Source organism: Mycoplasmopsis verecunda, assembly GCF_033546915.1.
Taxonomy (GTDB): Bacteria; Bacillota_I; Bacilli_A; order Mycoplasmatales; family Metamycoplasmataceae; genus Mycoplasmopsis; species Mycoplasmopsis verecunda.
Genome location: NZ_CP137850.1, coordinates 99,339 through 118,282 on the forward strand (window position 1 = coordinate 99,339; position 18,944 = coordinate 118,282).

Genomic DNA, 18,944 nt, shown 5'->3' on the forward strand with positions numbered 1-18,944 from the left:
ACAGTCAATTTTTTCGAGAGTTTGATCCTGGCTCAGGATGAACGCTGGCTGTGTGCCTAATACATGCATGTCGAGCGGAGTTCTTCGGAACTTAGCGGCGAATGGGTGAGTAACACGTACTTAACGTACCTTTTAGATTGGGACAACGATGAGAAATTATCGCTAATACCGGATACTTATAAGGAAGGCATCTTCCTTATATAAAAGGAGCATTCAAGCTCCACTAAAAGATCGGGGTGCGGAACATTAGCTAGTTGGTGAGGTAATGGCTCACCAAGGCTATGATGTTTAACGGGGTTGAGAGACTAATCTGTCACACTGGGACTGAGATACGGCCAGACTCCTACGGGAGGCAGCAGTAGGGAATTTTCCACAATGGACGAAAGTCTGATGGAGCGACACAGCGTGCAGGATGAAGGCCTTCGGGTTGTAAACTGCTGTTATTTAGGATGAAAAAATAGTAGAGGAAATGCTATTATCTTGACAGTACTAAATCAGAAAGCAACGGCTAACTATGTGCCAGCAGCCGCGGTAATACATAGGTTGCAAGCGTTATCCGGAATTATTGGGCGTAAAGCGTCTGTAGGTTGTTTGTTAAGTCTGGCGTCAAAACTTGGGGCTCAACCCCAAATCGCGTTGGATACTGGCAAACTAGAATTGTGTAGAGGTTAACGGAATTCCTTGTGAAGCGGTGAAATGCGTAGATATAAGGAAGAACATCAACTTGGCGAAGGCAGTTAACTGGGCACATATTGACACTGAGAGACGAAAGCGTGGGGAGCAAACAGGATTAGATACCCTGGTAGTCCACGCCGTAAACGATGATGATTAGCTGATGGGAACCATTGGCGCAGCTAACGCATTAAATCATCCGCCTGAGTAGTATGCTCGCAAGAGTGAAACTTAAAGGAATTGACGGGACTTGCACAAGCGGTGGAGCATGTGGTTTAATTTGAAGATACGCGTAGAACCTTACCCACTCTTGACATCTTCTGCAAAGCTATAGAGATATAGTGGAGGTTAACAGAATGACAGATGGTGCATGGTTGTCGTCAGCTCGTGTCGTGAGATGTTCGGTTAAGTCCTGCAACGAGCGCAACCCTTATCCTTAATTAAATACCTTAAGGAGACTGCCCGGGTAACTGGGAGGAAGGTGGGGACGACGTCAAATCATCATGCCTCTTACGAGTGGGGCAACACACGTGCTACAATGGAAGGTACAAAGAGAAGCAATATGGCGACATGGAGCAAATCTCAAAAACCTTTCTCAGTTCGGATTGTAGTCTGCAACTCGACTACATGAAGTCGGAATCGCTAGTAATCGTAGAATTAGCTACGCTACGGTGAATACGTTCTCGGGTCTTGTACACACCGCCCGTCACACCATGGGAGCTGGTGACGCCCGAAGTCGGTTTAGTCAACTACGGAGACAACTGCCTAAGGCAGGACTGGTGACTGGGGTGAAGTCGTAACAAGGTATCCCTACGAGAACGTGGGGATGGATTACCTCCTTTCTACGGAGTACAAAATAACAATTTATTTGTTACTTATTTACAATTTACCTTATTATAATAAGCTGTCATTATATATCTAGTTTTGAGAGAACTTTCTCTCTTATGTTCTTTGAAAACTGAATAGTAAAGATATTAATATAACAACGACATCAAAAAATAAATTAGTCAATTTGTTTTGTGATACCGAGAAATTATTAGAAATAATAATTCGTTAAAATGTCTTTGAATACATCAACAACAATAGGAAAATATTGTTACAACTTTTAAATAAGTAAGAGTTTGTGGTGGATGCCTTGGGTCTGAAAGTCGATGAAGGACGTGATTACCTGCGATAAGCCTCGTGGAGCTGGATATAAGCACCAAAACGGGGATTTCCGAATGGGGAAACCTAACTAGAGTAATGTCTAGTTGCTATGGAATGAATAAAATAGTTCCATTTGCGAGACACGTTGTGAACTGAAACATCTTAGTAGCAACAGGAAAAGAAAATAAAAATGATTTCATCAGTAGCGGCGAGCGAACGTGAAAGAGCCCAAACCAGTTTTTTAAACTGGGGTTGTAGGACTATCTACATAAAGTTACAAATCTTTGTTATAGCAGAATAGTTTGGGAAAACTAAGCACAGAGGGTGATACTCCCGTAAGCGAAATAGCAAAGACTTTTGATAGTATCCTGAGTAAGGCGGGGCACGCGAAACCCTGTCTGAATCTGCCTGGGACCATCCGGTAAGGCTAAATACTAATCAGACACCGATAGTGAACTAGTACCGTGAGGGAAAGGTGAAAGAACCCCGGGAGGGGAGTGAAATAGAATCTGAAACCACTTACTTACAATTAGTCAGAGCCCGTTAATGGGTGATGGCGTACATCTTGCAGTATGGACTGGCGAGTTATGTTAACATGCGAGGTTAAGCAGAAAAGCGGAGCCGCAGAGAAATCGAGTCTTAATAGGGCGTCTAGTATGTTGATATATACCCAAACCATGTGATCTATTCATGAGCAGGCTGAAGCTTGGTTAATCCCAAGTGGAGGGCCGAACCGTAGTACGCTGAAAAGTGCCCGGATGACTTGTGAATAGCGGAGAAATTCCAATCGAACTTGGAGATAGCTGGTTCTCCTCGAAATAGCTTTAGGGCTAGCGTGTGATGTTAAACTTTGATGGTAGAGCACTGAATATGGAATGGCCGCGTCTAGCGGTACTGACTATAATCAAACTCCGAATATCATTGTGTATTATCATGCAGTTGGAACCGGGGTGCTAACGTCCCGGCTCGCGAGGGCAACAACCCAGATCGTCAGCTAAGGTCCCAAAATCGTGTTAAGTCAGAAAGGTTGTGAGATTTCATAAACAACTAGGAGGTTGGCTTAGAAGCAGCCATCCTTTAAAGAGTGCGTAATAGCTCACTAGTCAAGAATCTTGCGCCAATAATGTAATGGGAGTAAAACACAATACCGAAGCTACGGGTACATTTAGTACGTTAGAGGAGCGTTCTTAATGCGGCGAAGTCAGACCGTGAGGACTGGTGGAGCATTAAGAAGTGAGAATGCCGGTATGAGTAACGATTTGAGGTGAGAATCCTCAACGCCTATTGGGAAAGGTTTCCTGGGAAGGTTTGTCCACCCAGGGTTAGTCATGAACCTAAGGAAAGGCTGAAAAGCGTATCCCATGGACAACAGGTTAATATTCCTGTACCACCTGCGTAAGTGATGGAGTGACGAAGAAGGATAACACTACCTATTATTGGATTTAGGGATAAGTGATTACTGGTGAATCTAGTTAAATGCGGATTCTATAACTGGGAGTCATAATGTATAGCTACTTGTAGTGAATTGTGTGATTTCATACTTCCAAGAAAAGCTTCTAAGCGTTATAAAACAAAAGGTGCCTGTACCGAGAACGGACACACGTTCCCAAGATGAGTATTCTAAGGCGAGCGAGAAAACCAATGTTAAGGAACTCTGCAAATTAACCCCGTAAGTTTGCGAGAAGGGGTGCCAACATTTGTCGGCCACAGTAAATTGTGAGGGGCAACTGTTTATCAAAAACACAGCTCTCTGCTAAATCGTAAGATGAAGTATAGGGGGTGAAGCCTGCCCAGTGCCCGAAGGTTAAGCGGATTTGTTAGCTATGCGAAGCATTGAAGTGAAGCCCGGGTGAACGGCGGCCGTAACTATAACGGTCCTAAGGTAGCGAAATTCCTTGTCGGCTAAATACTGACCTGCACAAAGGCGCAATAATCTCTCAACTGTCTCAACATTGGACTCGGTGAAATTATGGTCCAGTGAAAACGCTGGGTACCTGCATCAAGACGAAAAGACCCAGTGGAGCTTTACTACAACTTGGTATTGAAACTTGGCCTACACGTGTAGGATAGGTGGGAGACAATGAGGCTAGGACGCCAGTTCTAGATTAGTCGACCTTGAAATACCACCCTTGGTATGTTGAGTTCTAACCTGCTACCGTAATCCGGTAGGGGGACAGTGCGTGGTGGGTAGTTTGACTGGGGCGGTTGCCTCCTAAAAGGTAACGGAGGCGTTCAAAGGTACACTCAATACGGTCAGAAACCGTATGTAGAGCGCAAAGGTAGAAGTGTGCTTGACTGCGAGACCTACAAGTCGAGCAGGTGCGAAAGCAGGACTTAGTGATCCGGCTGTACGTCATGGAACGGCAGTCGCTCAACGGATAAAAGTTACCCTGGGGATAACAGGCTTATCTTGCCCAAGAGATCACATCGACGGCAAGGTTTGGCACCTCGATGTCGGCTCATCGCATCCTGGAGCTGGAGTCGGTTCCAAGGGTTTGGCTGTTCGCCAATTAAAGCGGTACGCGAGCTGGGTTCAGAACGTCGTGAGACAGTTCGGTCCCTATCTGATGTGGGCGTTGGAATATTGATGAGAGCTGCTCTTAGTACGAGAGGACCGGAGTGGACGTACCGCTGGTGTTCCAGTTGTTCCGCCAGGAGCATAGCTGGGTAGCTAAGTACGGAAGGGATAACCGCTGAAAGCATCTAAGTGGGAAGCCTCCTCAGAGATAAGTATTCCCTTGAAATTCCTTGTAGACTACGAGGTTGATAGGATGGAAGTGTAAGTGTAGTAATACATTCAGCTGACCATTACTAATAAATTGATAGGTTTAAAAGTTATGTATTCAGACATTTTAATGAATTATTAACATTGCTATTACTATTCAGTTTTTAAAGAATATAAACGCGATTTCGCGTTTTTTTATTTTCTAAAATAATATATAATTACGCTGTAATAAAAGAGGGGTAATTTTGCGAACTTTAATATACAAATTTAAGAATAATTGAGTTAATTTTTGAAGCACAAAAGAGCTAACCAAAAAGGTTATTTTTACTTCGCTCCTTTTGATTGTTTATATAATGGGAACAACAATAACAGTACCATTTGTAAAAGTAAAAGATATTAACCAATTAGGAAATAATTCATTCTTAAATACACTGAATTTAATTGGTGGAGGTGGCTTAAGACAATTCTCATTATTCGCACTTGGAATAAGCCCTTTCATTAATGCTTCTCTTATAATGATGATTCTCCAATCAAAAATATTCCCTCCGATTCATAAGTTGAGTCAAAGTGGGCCACAAGGTAGAAGAAAAATAAATGTTATAACAAGATTTCTTACCTTAGCTATAGCATATCCACAAGCTGTATTCTTGCTAAAAACGTTAACAGCAGGTGATAATCCATTTATTTATCTTGACTTATCAAAAGTAAATATATCTGAAAATGCAATGGTATATTTTATCTTGCCTATGATATTGACAGCTACATCATTATTTGCATTATTTATATCAGAGCAAATTACTAACAAGGGTGTTGGGAATGGAACAAGTTTAATCATTTTCACAGGTATAGCTGCTAGATTACCTTTCCAATTTAAAGAAGCCTTTTTCCACTATATTGGATTAGACCCATCTAAGTTATCTAGTTCATTAGTTGGAATTGTGAATTTCACTACATACATTGTTGTATATCTTGTAATTATTATGATTATTGCAATTGTTTATGCAGCTGAAAGACATATTCCAATTCAACAAATAGGAGCTGGTCGTTCTAAGAGTAAAAAGGATATGGGTAAATTACCTATTAAATTAAATCCTGGTGGAATTATGCCTATCATTTTTGCTATGATGGTATTATCATTCCCAACAATGATAGCTAATATTTTACCTGCAGATAATGCTTCTAAACAATGAATAGACCATAATCTACAATTTACTCAACCGATTGGATTTACATTATTATTAGTAATTATTTTTGCCTTTTCTTTAGTAATGGGGATTCAACAATCTAAAGTTGATAAGATTGCAGAAGATTTCGCTAAGAATTCAACATTTATACCTGGGGTTAGACCAGGAGAAGAAACTCAAGATTATTTAATTGGCATAGTATTTAGATTAAGTGTCTTTTCATCAATTTACTTATTAATATTAGGTGGAATGCAATTTGTTGAAATTATGGCTGGTATATTACCAAGTGTAATATCATTTGGTGGAACCGGATTAATGATTTTAGTAAGTGTTTCATTAGAAACAGTTAGTCAATTGCAAGCAAGAAGAAAATCATATAGATTAGCAAAAGCTAAAAGAGAATCAATTAAAAACATCGAATCAAATTATCAAGCAGAAAGTGTCGAAGGACTATTATGATAAACAATATCAAAACAAATATTATATTTATGGGACAGCCTGGAGCAGGTAAGGGAACAGTTGCTTCATTACTAGCAAGTAAAAGTAATTTAATTCATGTCTCAACTGGTAATATATTTAGAAAAGAAATCGAAAAGAAAACAGAATTAGGAATGAAAGTCCAAAGTATTGTTACAACAGGTGGATATGTTCCTGATGAAATAACAAATGCAATAGTAAAAAATGCATTAGAAGAATTACAAAGTAAAAATAAATATTTTATATTAGATGGATTCCCACGTACAATAGCCCAAGCAGAATATTTAAAAACATTAAAAGAATTTAAATTTATAGTTGTGGAATTAGAAGTTGATAAATCAATTATTCTTGAACGTTTAAGCGGAAGAAGAACTTGCCCACAATGTGGTGAAAGTTATCATATAAAATTTAAGCCTTCAAAAGATAATATTAAGTGCGATATTTGTTCTACAGAATTAGTACAAAGACAAGATGACACTGAAGATAGAATTGCAAAAAGATTAGATTTATATGAAGAACAAACAAAGCCTTTATTAGATTACTACTCAAAATTAGGTGAATTAAATGTAATTGATGCATCTCAAAGACCTGATTTAGTTGCTGATAAAGTACTTAAATTAATAGAAAAAAATGATAAAATATAAAAACTTTAATTAGTAGAAAGGATTTTGTATGATTACCATTAAAAATCCTGAAGAAATCGAAAAGATTTCAAAATCATGTCAAATCTTGGCAGAAGTTAAACAAGTTATTTGAGACTTTGTAAGACCAGGTGTTTCTTTAAAAGATATTGATCAATTGGCTTTTAAAGAAATAATTAAAAGAGGGGCCAAACCTGCATTTAAAGGTTTATATGGCTTTCCTGCTACAGCATGTATATCTGTAAACGAACAATTGATTCATGGTATTCCAGGAAATTACGTTCTCAAAGAAGGTGATCTAGTTAGTATTGATTTAGGTTGCATTTGAGAAGGATACAATAGTGACAGTGCCTTTACAAAAGGTGTTGGCAAAATATCTGATAATGATCAAAAACTTATTGATGTAGCTCGTGAAGCTTTTTATGCTGGATTTAGAGCAATTAAAAAAGGTGCGCGTGTCGGAGATATTTCATATGCTATTGGAAAATATATAAAAGAACATGGATACTATACACCATCAGAATTTTGTGGACACGGAATCGGTAAGAAATTACATGAAGATCCATATGTTCCAAATGATGGTAAAAAAGGTACAGGACCATTACTAAAAGATGGAATGGTAATTTGTATCGAACCAATGATTACGCAGTGCCCAAGAATTAAAACTTTAAAAGACGGGTGAACTGTAGTTAGCGCTGATCATAGTAATAATTCACATTACGAACATACCGTATTGATAAAGAATGGTAAAGGTATCATTCTTACGAAAGGAATTTAATTGGCGAAAGATGCTATTAAAATAACAGGCGTTGTTAAAGAAGCATACTCAGCAGATGATTATTCTGTTGAATTAGAAAATGGCGTAGTAATTAAAGCACACATCTCAGGTAAAATGAGAGTAAATCACATCAGAATTTTACCAGGTGATGCTGTTGATGTAGAAGTAAGCCCTTACGATTTAACTCAAGGGCGTATTACTTACAGACACAAATAATAAGGAGAACTAATGAAAGTTAGAGCAAGTGTTAAAAAAATGTGTAAAGACTGTAAAATTATCAAACGTAAAGGAATTATCCGTGTAATTTGTGAACAACCAAAACACAAACAAAGACAAGGATAAGAAAGGAAATTAAATGGCTAGAATTTTAAACGTAGAAATTCCTAACAATAAGCGTGTTGTTATTTCATTAACATACATTTACGGAATTGGTCAATCTTTAGCTAAAGAAATTTGTACTAAAGCAAACATTAGCGAAGATGCTCGTGTTAAAGATTTATCTGAAGAAGAATTATCAAGAATTCGTGAAGTAGCAAAAGAATACACAACTGAAGGTGACTTACGTAGAGAAGTAAGTTTAAACATCAAACGTTTAATGGAAATTAAATGCTACCGTGGAATGAGACACCGTAAAGGATTACCTGTTCGTGGACAAAGCACTAAGAAAAATGCTCGTACACGTAAAGGACCTAGAAAAACAGTTGCTGGAAAGAAAGGTAAATAATCATGGCACGTAAAACAAAGAAAAAGAACATTACTAGTGGTGTTGCACACATCCACTCAACAAACCAAAATACAATCGTTACATTTGCAGATGAAAATGGTAATGTTATTGCTTGATCATCAGCAGGTGCGATTGGTTACAAAGGTACAAAAAAGAAAACTCCATATGCTGTTGGTTTAGCTGCTCAAGCCGCTGCCGAAGCTGCAAAAGAACACGGAATTAAAACAGTTAAAGTTGAATTAAAAGGTCTTGGAGCAGGTAAAGATGCTGCAAGAAAACAAATCGAAGTAAGTGGTATTACAGTTACTGAAATTAAAGATGTTACACCAGTTCCACACAACGGAACAAGACCTCCTAAACGTATTTTAAAACGTGAACGTATGAAGAAATAATCGTAACATACAGAAAGGTACAAAATGGAAAAATTTAAAAAACCAAATTATTTAGAAAAACCACAAATTAGAGAAACTAGTGAATATGAAACAACTTTTTCTTTACAAGGTTTAGAAAGAGGATATGCTAACACTTTAGGAGTTGCTTTAAGACGTACATTACTTTCAAGTATTACATCTTTAGCACCATTCTGTGTTAGAATTGAAGGTGTTGAGCATGAATTCCAAACTATTAAAGATGTAGTTGAAGATGTACCAAGTTTAATTATGAACCTAAGAAAAGTTAGATTCACATATGATCCAAGTCAAGTTCAAGATAATGAAATTATTAAAGTTACATTATCATCTGAAGCAGTTGGACCTGTAACAGCTAGATCATTAAAAGCTGTTAATAATCCAAGTGTTAATGTATTAGACCACAACATCTATTTAGCAACAGTTCAAAGCGAACATGCACTTAAATTAGAATTATATTTACGTGCAGGTCGTGGGTTTATGTCTTTTGAAGAAAACAAACCTTATATTGTAAAAAGAGAACCTGAATTAGCTGCTTTAACAGAAATCAAAAAAGCAAGATTTATTGCTATTGATTCTAATTTTTCACCAATTGAAAAAGTTTCATATACTGTATCAGAATTGAATTCATCATCTTCAAAATTAGAAGAAAAATTAGATTTTACAATTCATACAGATGGAACAGTTAAAGCTAAAGATGCTATTAAAAATGCATCAGAAATTTTAATGGGAATGTTTCAAGTTATTGGAGCTGTTGAAGATATGAAATTAGATATCTTCGAAGTGGAACAACCTAAAGTGGAAGAAAAAGAAGAAGACGATTTAGATATTTCTCAAATGGGATTATCAGTTCGTTCAGCTAATGCATTAAAGAGAATTAGAAAAACTAAGTTATCTCAAATTAAAGAACTTACATTGAATCAACTTGAACAAACAAAGAACTTAGGTAAAAAATCAATTCAAGAAATCATTGACAAACTTAAAGAATATGGTTACGAATTAAAAGAAGGAGACGAATAATATGGCAAATCCTACACAAATTTATTCACGTGATACAAAATGAAGAAATGGTGTAATGCGTTCATTAGTGAGCGAATTATATGTTAACGGAAGAATAGTAACAACTTTAACAAGAGCAAAAGAAGTAAGAAGACACGCAGAAAGAATGATTCAAAAAGCTAAAAACCCTACTTTAGCTAACAGACGTGCTGTTGCTGCATATTTACGTCCAATTCTTACAAAAGACGGTAAAGAAGTGCAAAAATACTTATTTGACGATATTGCACCTAAATATGCCGAAAGAAACGGTGGATACACAAGAATAATTAAATTACCTCGTCGTCAAGGTGATTCAACACGTATGGCAATTATTGAATTAGTTTAATATTTGTTATTTAATTACACGCAATTAATACTCATCGGATAATAAGATGAGTATTTTTATATTTATAAAAGTGCTAAAATATGAATAATTGGTATAATTAATGTATTAAAAAATAATTACCTAAAAAACTAGGTTTAATATACTAAATACTCAATATAATAGAGACAAAAGGAGAAATAATGAATCAAAAAGTCTTAGTTATTAACGCCGGAAGTAGTTCAATTAAGTTAAGTTTATTTGATAAAGAAACTTTAGAATTAATTGCTAGCGGTATTGCTGAAAGAATAACACTTCCAGAAGGAAATATTTCAATTAAATTCAAGGGAGAAAAATACGAAGTAACAGTTGCTATGCCTACACATGAAGTTGCTGTTGAAGAATTATATAAATTAATGCAAAAAATTAATCTAATTTCTAATCCTGACGAAATATCAAATATCGGTTTTAGAATTGTGCAAGGTGGAAATTACTTTAATTCAACTACAAAAATTACTGATAAAGAAATTGCTTTAATTGATGAATGTTCAATGTATGCACCATTGCATAATCCAGGAGCTGTACAATCAATCCTTGGATTTAGAAAAGTATTTCCACATGCAAAATTATCTGCTGATTTTGATACAGCATTCCATACAACAATTAATAAAGTTAATTCAACATATGCTATTCCAAAATACTTAACAGAAGAATACAAAATTAAACGTTATGGAGCACATGGGATTTCACATGAATACATTACAGAGAAACTTTCACAAATTTTAGGAAAAGATAAAGTAACATTTGTTAACTTACACCTAGGAAATGGCGGAAGTTTATGTGCAATTAAAGATTCAAAATCTTTTGATACATCCATGGGACTAACACCACTTGCAGGAATTATGATGGGAACACGTTCAGGCGATATTGACCCATCAATTCATGAATTTGTATGTCATCAAACAGGAATGGGGATACAAGAATTTACAAGTTTATTAAATAAACAAAGTGGTTTATTAGGTGTATCAACAGTATCAAGCGATATGCGTGATATTACAGCAGCTGCTAATGCAGGAAACGAAGATGCAGCTTTTGCTTTAGAATTATATGCACAAAAAATTGCTGATTACACAGCATTATATGCAAACAAAATCGGTGGAAATCCTGATGCTATTGTATTTACAGCCGGAATTGGGGAAAACGTTGCTTTAATTAGACAAATGGTTGCTGATAAATTATTCTTTAAGAATATTAAAATTGATCATCAAGCAAACACAAGTAGTTTTGATGAATACCAATTAATTTCAGCACCAGATAGTGAAGTTAAAGTATTTGTAATTAGAACTAATGAAGAATTAGTTATTGCAAGAAATGCATTAAAAGTTTATGCAGAATAAAAAAATTGCTTTATATGCTGGCTCTTTTGATCCTTTCCATAAAGGACATGAAGTGATTGTACAAAAAGCTCTCAAACTTTTTGATGAGTTATATATTGTTGTAACTTGAAATCCTGATAAGGATAATAAGCAACAAATTGAAAATAATTATTTGGCTTTACAAGAATTTTATAAAGATAATAATGTTATAAAAGTATTAAAAAATAATAATAAAATGACTGCGGATTTATGTAAGGACTTAAATATAAAATGACTTGTTCGCAGCGCAAGAAATAATAACGATTACAACTATGAGTTAGAGTTAGCTTGTGGTAATAAATCATTAAATCATGAACTAGAAACTGTTTTAATTCTTCCTAATTGTGAAGATATTAATTATGAATCAAGATTAATCAGACATAAGGAAAAAATCAATAATGTTTAAATTTATTAAGTCAGCTTCAAATAAAGAGAATTGATATGAACACCCATATAATGAGGTGGCTTTTTGAGGCCGCTCGAATGTTGGAAAAAGTTCATTAATAAATGCTATTGTATCTAATAAAAAACTAGCTAAAGTGTCTAAAACTCCTGGAAGAACTCAATTATTAAATTTCTTCCAAAATGATTTTGGTGCAGTATTTGTTGATTTACCAGGATATGGATATGCTAGAGTTTCGAATGCTCAATTAGTAGAAATGAACAAAATGATAGATGAATACATTATTAACCGTAATAATTTAAAATGTGTTTATCTCTTAATTGATTCAAGACACGGAATTACCAAAACCGATATTGAACCAATTGAATTTCTATTAAGAGTCGGAGTTGATTTCAAATTGGTTTATACTAAAGCTGATAAACTAAAACAAAAAGATAAACATAAATTAGTACAAGATATCAAGAAATCTAGGGAAATTTATGGACCTTTTCAATATTTCTTAGTATCTAGTGAAACAAAAACAGGGATTAATGACTTAATTCTAGATATAAATGAAACATTATCAGGAGAGCATAATGAATAAAATAACTAAAATATTAATCACTTATGGAGTTATAGGAACTGCTACAATAGGCGGAATAATAGGAGTGTCTGTTGCTATTTCACAACAACACCACAGTAAATTAGGTGCAAAAGAATTAAAGAATTATAAATTACAAAATACAGCCGCTTTAAGTAATAAAAATAAAACTTTAGCTTCAACATATGCAACAAGAAACTTGAGTTTTGATGAAATAACTAACTGAAGCAGCAGTAATTGAAAAAGAGAATTAATAAATAAAAAATTATTAACAACTGAAGATATTCAAAATCCAAAATTTGATAAAAAATTCTTTTTATATAATGGTTCAAAACCATTGCAAGCTTTATTTGACAGTGTTGACATATCATCGATAGAAATGACATCATATGCTAATGATTTAAATGGAACATTATTTCTAAAAGTTGTTTACCCAGTTACAAAAAGTATGAAGGAATTAGATTCTACACTCGGGGACAACATTACTGAAATTTATACATTGAACGGTTTTGATACTTTCCCAACTAATAATCCATATGCAACAAGTAATACAATTGATATTGCTCCAAATGAAACTGCATTTAAAGATTTTGCAAATATACAAGATTTAAAGCAAGCATATGAAACAATTAATAAAGAAAGAGACACAGAACCAAGCAAAGTTCAAGATTGATTTAAAAAATACTTTGATATTTCATTGGCGAATGTAACGGCATTAGACTACAGCTCATTAGCACTTATCTTTGATTCAAATTCATCAGATAAATTTACTATTCAATATAGATATGGATGAAAAGTATTGGTGGCAACAGATAATGATTTAACAGCAAAACAAGATTATTTTAATCAAAATGCTCCGATAACTAATAAACAAATAGAATATAACTTTTCAAAAGAAGCTAAATAATATATAACAAAAATCTACTTTAAAATCAATCTATCTATCAGCCCACACTGGTAGATTTTTTATTTTTAGCACTAAAAAATAGGATTATAATTATTTTTTGACTAATAAATAAATTTTATAATATACGTCGATAAGTGGTAAAATACATATATAAAAAATTATAGGAGTATTATGAAAATTACTGATAAAAGAACTAAATTAGTAGCTACTATTGGTCCTTCAAGTGATAATTACGATATGTTACTTTCACTTGTGGAAAATGGTGTTACAACAATTAGAGCTAACTTTAGCCACGGTTCACATGAAGAACAATTAAACAAATTTAAATTAGGAAAAAGAGTTTCTCAAGAACTTAGAGTTCCAGTTTCACTTATGTTAGATACTAAAGGGCCTGAAATTCGTATTGGAAAAATGAAAGATGGTGCTCAAGTTGTACAATCAGGTACAGAAGTATTAATTCACACAACAAGTGACAAATACCAATCATTAGAAGGTACAGCAACAGAAATTTCAGTAGCTTATGACATGGCTCAAGATTTAGCTGTAGGAAACCAAGTTTTAATCGACGATGGTAAATTATCTACAGTTGTTACAGAAGTTGGAAAAGGCTATGTAAAAGTTAAAGCAGAAAACACACACAAATTAAAGACAAATAAACGTGTTAACTTACCTGGTGTTGACTTCTCATTACCATTTTTAGCTGAAAAAGATATTAACGATGTTATTTTCGGTATCAACAATGGAATTAACTATGTAGCTGCATCATTCGTTAACTCAGCTCGTAATGTTAAAGAATTAAGAAAATTATTAGATGAAAATGGTGGAAGCCACATTCAAATTTTCTCAAAAATTGAATCACACTTAGGTTGTGTAAACATTGATGAAATTATCGAGGCATCAGATGGTATTATGGTTGCTCGTGGAGATTTAGGATTAGAAATTCCTTACTACGATGTTCCTTACTATGAAAAAATGATGATTAGAAAATGTCGTGAAGCAGGAAAACCAGTTATTGTTGCTACACAAATGTTAGATTCAATGGAAAACTCACCACACCCAACACGTGCTGAAGTTACTGACGTTTACTATGCTGTTGAATTAGGAGCTGACTCAACAATGTTATCAGGTGAAAGTGCAAATGGATTATTCCCACTTGAAGCTGTTAAAACAATGGCTGCTATTTCAAAAAGAGCTGAAAAAGAATTCTACTCAAGAAACTACTACGACATTCAACTTGAAAAAGTTTGAGCTAACTCAGATCAATCAAACAAACGTTCACAAATCGCATATAAAATAGCTGAAAAAACAAAAGATGGAAAATACAAATTTGTTGTTACATTATCTAGAACTGGATCATTATTAAAAGAAGTTGCTAAATTTAGACCAAATTCTACAATTATTGGTGTAGTTAACAACCCGTTATTAGTAAATGCATTTGGATCATACTCAAGTGTTTGAACATCTGTTGATTCAGAAGCTTTATTCCCATTAATTAAGAAAGATCACGAAAATGCTGTTACAGCATTAGAGCCATATGGAATTCAAAAAGGTGACCAATTCTTAGTTGTTGAAAACGATGTTATTACAGAACACGTTGTTAAATAATATAATTAAATATTCGTCAATAAGACGAATATTTTTTGTTGCTTTATTGTATAATTTAGCTAATAATAAATTATTTATTTTTATATCAATCACATAATAATTTTAGTATAAAAATGATTAAGCTTAGTCAGGATAATAATAAACTGGTTGATAAAAATATTTGTATTAGGATTAATAATTTTATCAACTCAAAACCAATATTACTTTGTAATCAAGATATAATAGATTACATTAAATTGTATAATGGTTTTACTATCTATTCTGAAGTAAATAAGCATATAACAAGTGGCTTTATTGTTGCTATAAAAAATATTTATAAAAAGAAAATAAAATTGCAAAATATTTCTCTAGATGAAACTGATGCTTTATTAATCATCATCAATGAAATTGTAAGGAATTATAATTGCGAAATAGGATTGTGATATGATGAAGTAAATTCAATCATATATATTGATGAAATAATTATTCTGAATGATATAAATAAAGCGATAAAAATCGCTTCCAAAAATAACCAAGAGGTTATTTGTGATTTACAAAATCAAATAGAAATTATAATCTAGGAGGCATGATGGATAATGTAAATATATTTGCTCTAGGCGGGCAAGATGAAAACGGAAAAAACTGTTATGTATTTGAACATAATAATGATATTTATGTAATAAATGCAGGTGTAAAAGTTCCGATTGATGCAAATAATGGTGTTGATACATTAATACCAAATTTTGACTATTTAATTAAACATAAAGATAAGATTAAAGGTATTTTTATAACAGATATTAAAAATGAATCATTTTCAGCTTTACCATGACTATTAATGAAAATTCCTAATTTAACTATATATACATCAGCATTTAATAAAGTAATGGTATTAGAAAGAATTTCAAAATATGGTATTGATCAAAAAAGTTTTAAAGTAGTCACTTTAAGAGGAAAAACAAAAATTGGTTCAGTTGAAATTACTCCATTTAATTTAACAGGATCAATGCCTGGAAATACTGGATTTAACTTCTCAACAAAAGCCGGAGATTATATATTTATGTTTAATTATGTTGAAGGTGATTTAGGTATTTATGGTAAAACATTTTTTAATGCTTTAGCTAACTATTTCTCAAAAAATAAAATAATAGGATTAATCAGCGATGCTGGTCGTAGTTATACAAACGGAAGAGCAATAGATAAATATAAAGCAAATCCAAAACTTGAAGAAGCTTTTAAAAAGACACATAATAATAAAAGAATTATTATTGGAGCTTATGGCGAAGAAATGGTTTCTTTACAACAAGTTATTGATTTAGCTATTAAACACAAAAGACCAATAATTCCATATGGTAAAACATATGCAGATTTATTATATTTAATATCTAAATTCGGTGATAAATTGCAGTTACCTGAAGTAGTTGATTACAAAATGCTTTCAAAATACGATGATCCTGTAATTTTGATAACAGCAGCTACAGAACGTTTATATAATCGTTTTGATAGAATAGCAAATGGTAAAGATGTTTATTTAAAATTAAACTCAGATGATACCATAGTGATGATGGCTCCACCTGTAAATGGACTTGAATCTCAATATGCTGAAGTCATGGATATGATAGCTAAAATAGCTCCTAATTTACACGAAATACTTGATAGTGAGTACTTCTACATTCGCCCAACTAAAGATGATTTATTGAATTTAATCAAAGCATTAAAACCATCATATTTTATCCCGACTCAAGGCTTATATCGTTATTTAGTTGGCTCAAGTGAGTTTATTGTTGAAGAATTAAATAAAAAACAAAAAGTAGATCCGATCATCTTATTAAATGGAAAAATAGCACATTTCCAAGATGATAAATTATTTAGTCATAATGGTAAAATAAAAGAAGTAGGAAGTACTATAATTGATGGTTTTGGTGTTGGTGATATTTCACCAGAGGTTATAGCTGAAAGAGAAGCATTAGGACGCGAAGGTGTCATTGTGATAAATGGTTTATATTCACCAAAAACTAAAAAAATTATTGGACAACTACATATTAATTACATTGGTGTAATTGATGAAAGCGAAATTGAAGAAACTAATGGATTAATTAAAGATTTAATAGTTGATGTTTTAAAAACAAAATCATTTACAACAATGCGTGAAGTAAATGAAAAATTAAGAAAAACAATCCGCAAGAAGATATTTAAATTAAAAGATAAAGATCCAATGGTTGCTTTAACACTAACAACCATTTAATACTGCTAAAAAATATAGGAGATATTATGTTTCAAGAAATGAAATGAGAAGATGCTAAAAAAGTAATTGATGCGAACCCTAACAATCATTTAATCTTTCTAAATTTCACAACCACATGATGTGGTGATTGCAAAATGATGAGACCAATTGTTGAATCAATTGCTGAAGAATACAAAAATAATAAAGGTATTACATTTATTAATGTAGATGCAGAAGAAGCTGAATTATTTAGAGATCCTGATAATAAATGGAAAGTATTACGTGTTCCAACAATGATATTATTACAAGGAAATGAGATTATTGAACGTGGTTATGAATACATTCCAACTCAAATTTTAAGTAGCTGAATTAGCAAAAAATTATCATAAAAAACACCTCGATACACCGAGAGCAGTTGTTAATTGAAAAAAGCGGAAAATCTCTTTCCGTTTTTTGTTTTTTACACTATAATAAAAAAGCAACTATAGCGATGATTTTTAAAGGTTGCTAACTTGCCAATATTAAATGTTGTTGAGGACGAGTTAGGTTTTTTAAAAGGAGCTATTGTTCAAAAGAACAAAAGGAGACAACACATGAGTAAACTAAATATCAAGGTTAAAGGATTTGACCACTCATTAGTTGAACAAGCTGCTAAGAAAATTTATACAGTAGCTAAATCAGCTGGTGCTGAAAAAGTTAGTGGGCCAATTCCTCTTCCTACAAAAAGAGATGAAGTTACTATTTTAAGATCAGTTCACGTTAACAAAAAATCTCGTGAACAATTTGAAAGCAGAACACACCAAAGATTAGTTGTAATTACCAATCCTTCTGCTGAAACACAAGATAAATTAAATAGACTTGAATTACCAGCTGGTGTGGATATTCAAGTTAAAGTAAAATAATTTAATACCCATTTAAGGAGACAGAATGAAAGGAATCTTAGGACGTAAAGTTGGTATGACTCAAATTTTTACAGAATCTGGTCAAAGTGTCCCAGTTACTGTAATAGAAGTACAACCAAATGTTGTATCTAAAGTTTTAACAGCTGACAAAAATGGTTATGTAGCTACACAACTTGCTGTATTTGATAAAAAAGCAAACCGTGTAAACAAACCTGAATTAGGTCACTTTAAAAATGCAAATACAACACCTAAGCGCTTCGTTAAAGAAGTTCGTGATATGTCAGGTTATGAACTTGGAAGTGAAATCAAAGCTGACATTTTCACAGCCGGTGAATTAGTAGATGTTACAGGAACATCAAAAGGTAAAGGATTCGCTGGAGCAATTAAGAGACACAACCAAAGTATTGGACCTAAATCACACGGTGGAGGTGGAGGATCTCAACCTGTTAGACAAACAGGATCACTTGGAGATATTTCAGGTAACAGAGTTTACAAAGGTATGACAATGCCTGGACACCTTGGAAATGTGAAAACAACAGTTCAAAACTTAGAAATCGTTAAGGTTGATGTTACTAACAATTTAATTTTAATTAAAGGTTCAATTCCAGGACCTAAAAAATCATTCGTAGTAGTTAAACAAGCAGTTAAAGGTCTTCCAAATCGTGAAGGTGTTAAACTTGTTGATATTCAAGAAGTTATGTTAATGAATGAATTAATCGAAAAAGCTAAAAAATACAACATTGAAGTTACAGTTGGAATGAACTCAACAGAATTATCAGCATTAATAGCTGAAGCTGAAGAAAAAGGAGATAAATAGT

At 33.4% G+C, this 18,944-nt stretch carries 19 protein-coding genes and 2 rRNA genes; all 21 read left to right on the forward strand.

The features are described from left to right. The first annotated feature begins 9 nt into the window (after positions 1–9). Positions 10–1,514, forward strand: a 16S ribosomal RNA gene (locus tag SAM46_RS00405). 261 nt (positions 1,515–1,775) lie between these two features. Continuing rightward, positions 1,776–4,654: ribosomal RNA gene (locus SAM46_RS00410) — 23S ribosomal RNA — on the forward strand. The 16S and 23S rRNA genes sit together here, the layout of an rRNA operon. Before the next feature lie 107 nt (positions 4,655–4,761). Next, positions 4,762–6,189, forward strand: coding sequence for a preprotein translocase subunit SecY (secY, locus tag SAM46_RS00415; protein ID WP_404824652.1), 1,428 nt, complete (start codon positions 4,762–4,764; stop codon positions 6,187–6,189). Continuing rightward, positions 6,183–6,848 (forward strand): adenylate kinase family protein, encoded by a 666-nt coding sequence (locus SAM46_RS00420; protein ID WP_078746969.1) that lies wholly within the window; start codon positions 6,183–6,185, stop codon positions 6,846–6,848. Before secY ends, SAM46_RS00420 begins: the two co-directional genes overlap by 7 nt. Before the next feature lie 28 nt (positions 6,849–6,876). Beyond that, positions 6,877–7,623 carry a type I methionyl aminopeptidase gene (gene map, locus SAM46_RS00425; protein ID WP_078746968.1) on the forward strand — a complete coding sequence of 249 codons (747 nt, stop codon included), beginning with the start codon at positions 6,877–6,879 and terminating at the stop codon, positions 7,621–7,623. After that, positions 7,624–7,839 carry a translation initiation factor IF-1 gene (infA, locus tag SAM46_RS00430; protein WP_078746967.1) on the forward strand — a complete coding sequence of 72 codons (216 nt, stop codon included), beginning with the start codon at positions 7,624–7,626 and terminating at the stop codon, positions 7,837–7,839. Positions 7,840–7,851: 12 nt separating this feature from the next. Beyond that, on the forward strand, positions 7,852–7,965 hold the full coding sequence (gene rpmJ, locus SAM46_RS00435) for a 50S ribosomal protein L36 (RefSeq protein ID WP_078746966.1): 114 nt from the start codon (positions 7,852–7,854) through the stop codon (positions 7,963–7,965). Between the two features lie 13 nt (positions 7,966–7,978). Next, positions 7,979–8,347 (forward strand): 30S ribosomal protein S13, encoded by a 369-nt coding sequence (gene rpsM, locus SAM46_RS00440; RefSeq protein WP_078746965.1) that lies wholly within the window; start codon positions 7,979–7,981, stop codon positions 8,345–8,347. A gap of 2 nt (positions 8,348–8,349) precedes the next feature. Further along, positions 8,350–8,739 carry a 30S ribosomal protein S11 gene (gene rpsK / locus SAM46_RS00445; protein ID WP_078746964.1) on the forward strand — a complete coding sequence of 130 codons (390 nt, stop codon included), beginning with the start codon at positions 8,350–8,352 and terminating at the stop codon, positions 8,737–8,739. A 24-nt stretch (positions 8,740–8,763) separates the two neighbouring features. Beyond that, positions 8,764–9,774, forward strand: coding sequence for a DNA-directed RNA polymerase subunit alpha (locus tag SAM46_RS00450; RefSeq protein ID WP_078746963.1), 1,011 nt, complete (start codon positions 8,764–8,766; stop codon positions 9,772–9,774). A 1-nt stretch (position 9,775) separates the two neighbouring features. Continuing rightward, positions 9,776–10,138 carry a 50S ribosomal protein L17 gene (gene rplQ, locus SAM46_RS00455; protein ID WP_078746962.1) on the forward strand — a complete coding sequence of 121 codons (363 nt, stop codon included), beginning with the start codon at positions 9,776–9,778 and terminating at the stop codon, positions 10,136–10,138. Between the two features lie 179 nt (positions 10,139–10,317). Beyond that, a complete protein-coding gene (locus SAM46_RS00460) occupies positions 10,318–11,511 on the forward strand; it encodes an acetate/propionate family kinase (protein WP_078746961.1) in 1,194 nt (397 codons plus the stop codon). After that, positions 11,501–11,935 (forward strand): pantetheine-phosphate adenylyltransferase, encoded by a 435-nt coding sequence (coaD, locus tag SAM46_RS00465; RefSeq protein ID WP_078746960.1) that lies wholly within the window; start codon positions 11,501–11,503, stop codon positions 11,933–11,935. The genes SAM46_RS00460 and coaD overlap by 11 nt, the downstream gene beginning before the upstream one ends. Further along, a complete protein-coding gene (gene yihA / locus SAM46_RS00470; protein WP_078746959.1) occupies positions 11,928–12,515 on the forward strand; it encodes a ribosome biogenesis GTP-binding protein YihA/YsxC in 588 nt (195 codons plus the stop codon). Before coaD ends, yihA begins: the two co-directional genes overlap by 8 nt. Next, on the forward strand, positions 12,508–13,419 hold the full coding sequence (locus SAM46_RS00475; protein ID WP_078746958.1) for an MAG1430 family protein: 912 nt from the start codon (positions 12,508–12,510) through the stop codon (positions 13,417–13,419). Before yihA ends, SAM46_RS00475 begins: the two co-directional genes overlap by 8 nt. A gap of 171 nt (positions 13,420–13,590) precedes the next feature. Next, complete coding sequence (gene pyk / locus SAM46_RS00480) at positions 13,591–15,024, forward strand: pyruvate kinase (protein ID WP_078746957.1); 1,434 nt, start codon at positions 13,591–13,593, stop codon at positions 15,022–15,024. Between the two features lie 236 nt (positions 15,025–15,260). Further along, the gene (locus SAM46_RS00485; protein WP_318635601.1) at positions 15,261–15,584 is read left to right on the forward strand and encodes a hypothetical protein; all 324 of its coding nucleotides are present in this window, start codon (positions 15,261–15,263) and stop codon (positions 15,582–15,584) included. 8 nt (positions 15,585–15,592) lie between these two features. Continuing rightward, the gene (locus SAM46_RS00490) at positions 15,593–17,245 is read left to right on the forward strand and encodes a ribonuclease J (protein WP_078746955.1); all 1,653 of its coding nucleotides are present in this window, start codon (positions 15,593–15,595) and stop codon (positions 17,243–17,245) included. 26 nt (positions 17,246–17,271) lie between these two features. Next, complete coding sequence (locus SAM46_RS00495) at positions 17,272–17,613, forward strand: thioredoxin family protein (RefSeq protein ID WP_078746954.1); 342 nt, start codon at positions 17,272–17,274, stop codon at positions 17,611–17,613. A gap of 204 nt (positions 17,614–17,817) precedes the next feature. Continuing rightward, complete coding sequence (rpsJ, locus tag SAM46_RS00500; RefSeq protein ID WP_078746953.1) at positions 17,818–18,126, forward strand: 30S ribosomal protein S10; 309 nt, start codon at positions 17,818–17,820, stop codon at positions 18,124–18,126. A gap of 25 nt (positions 18,127–18,151) precedes the next feature. Further along, positions 18,152–18,943 carry a 50S ribosomal protein L3 gene (rplC, locus tag SAM46_RS00505; RefSeq protein ID WP_078746952.1) on the forward strand — a complete coding sequence of 264 codons (792 nt, stop codon included), beginning with the start codon at positions 18,152–18,154 and terminating at the stop codon, positions 18,941–18,943. Position 18,944 lies beyond the last annotated feature (1 nt).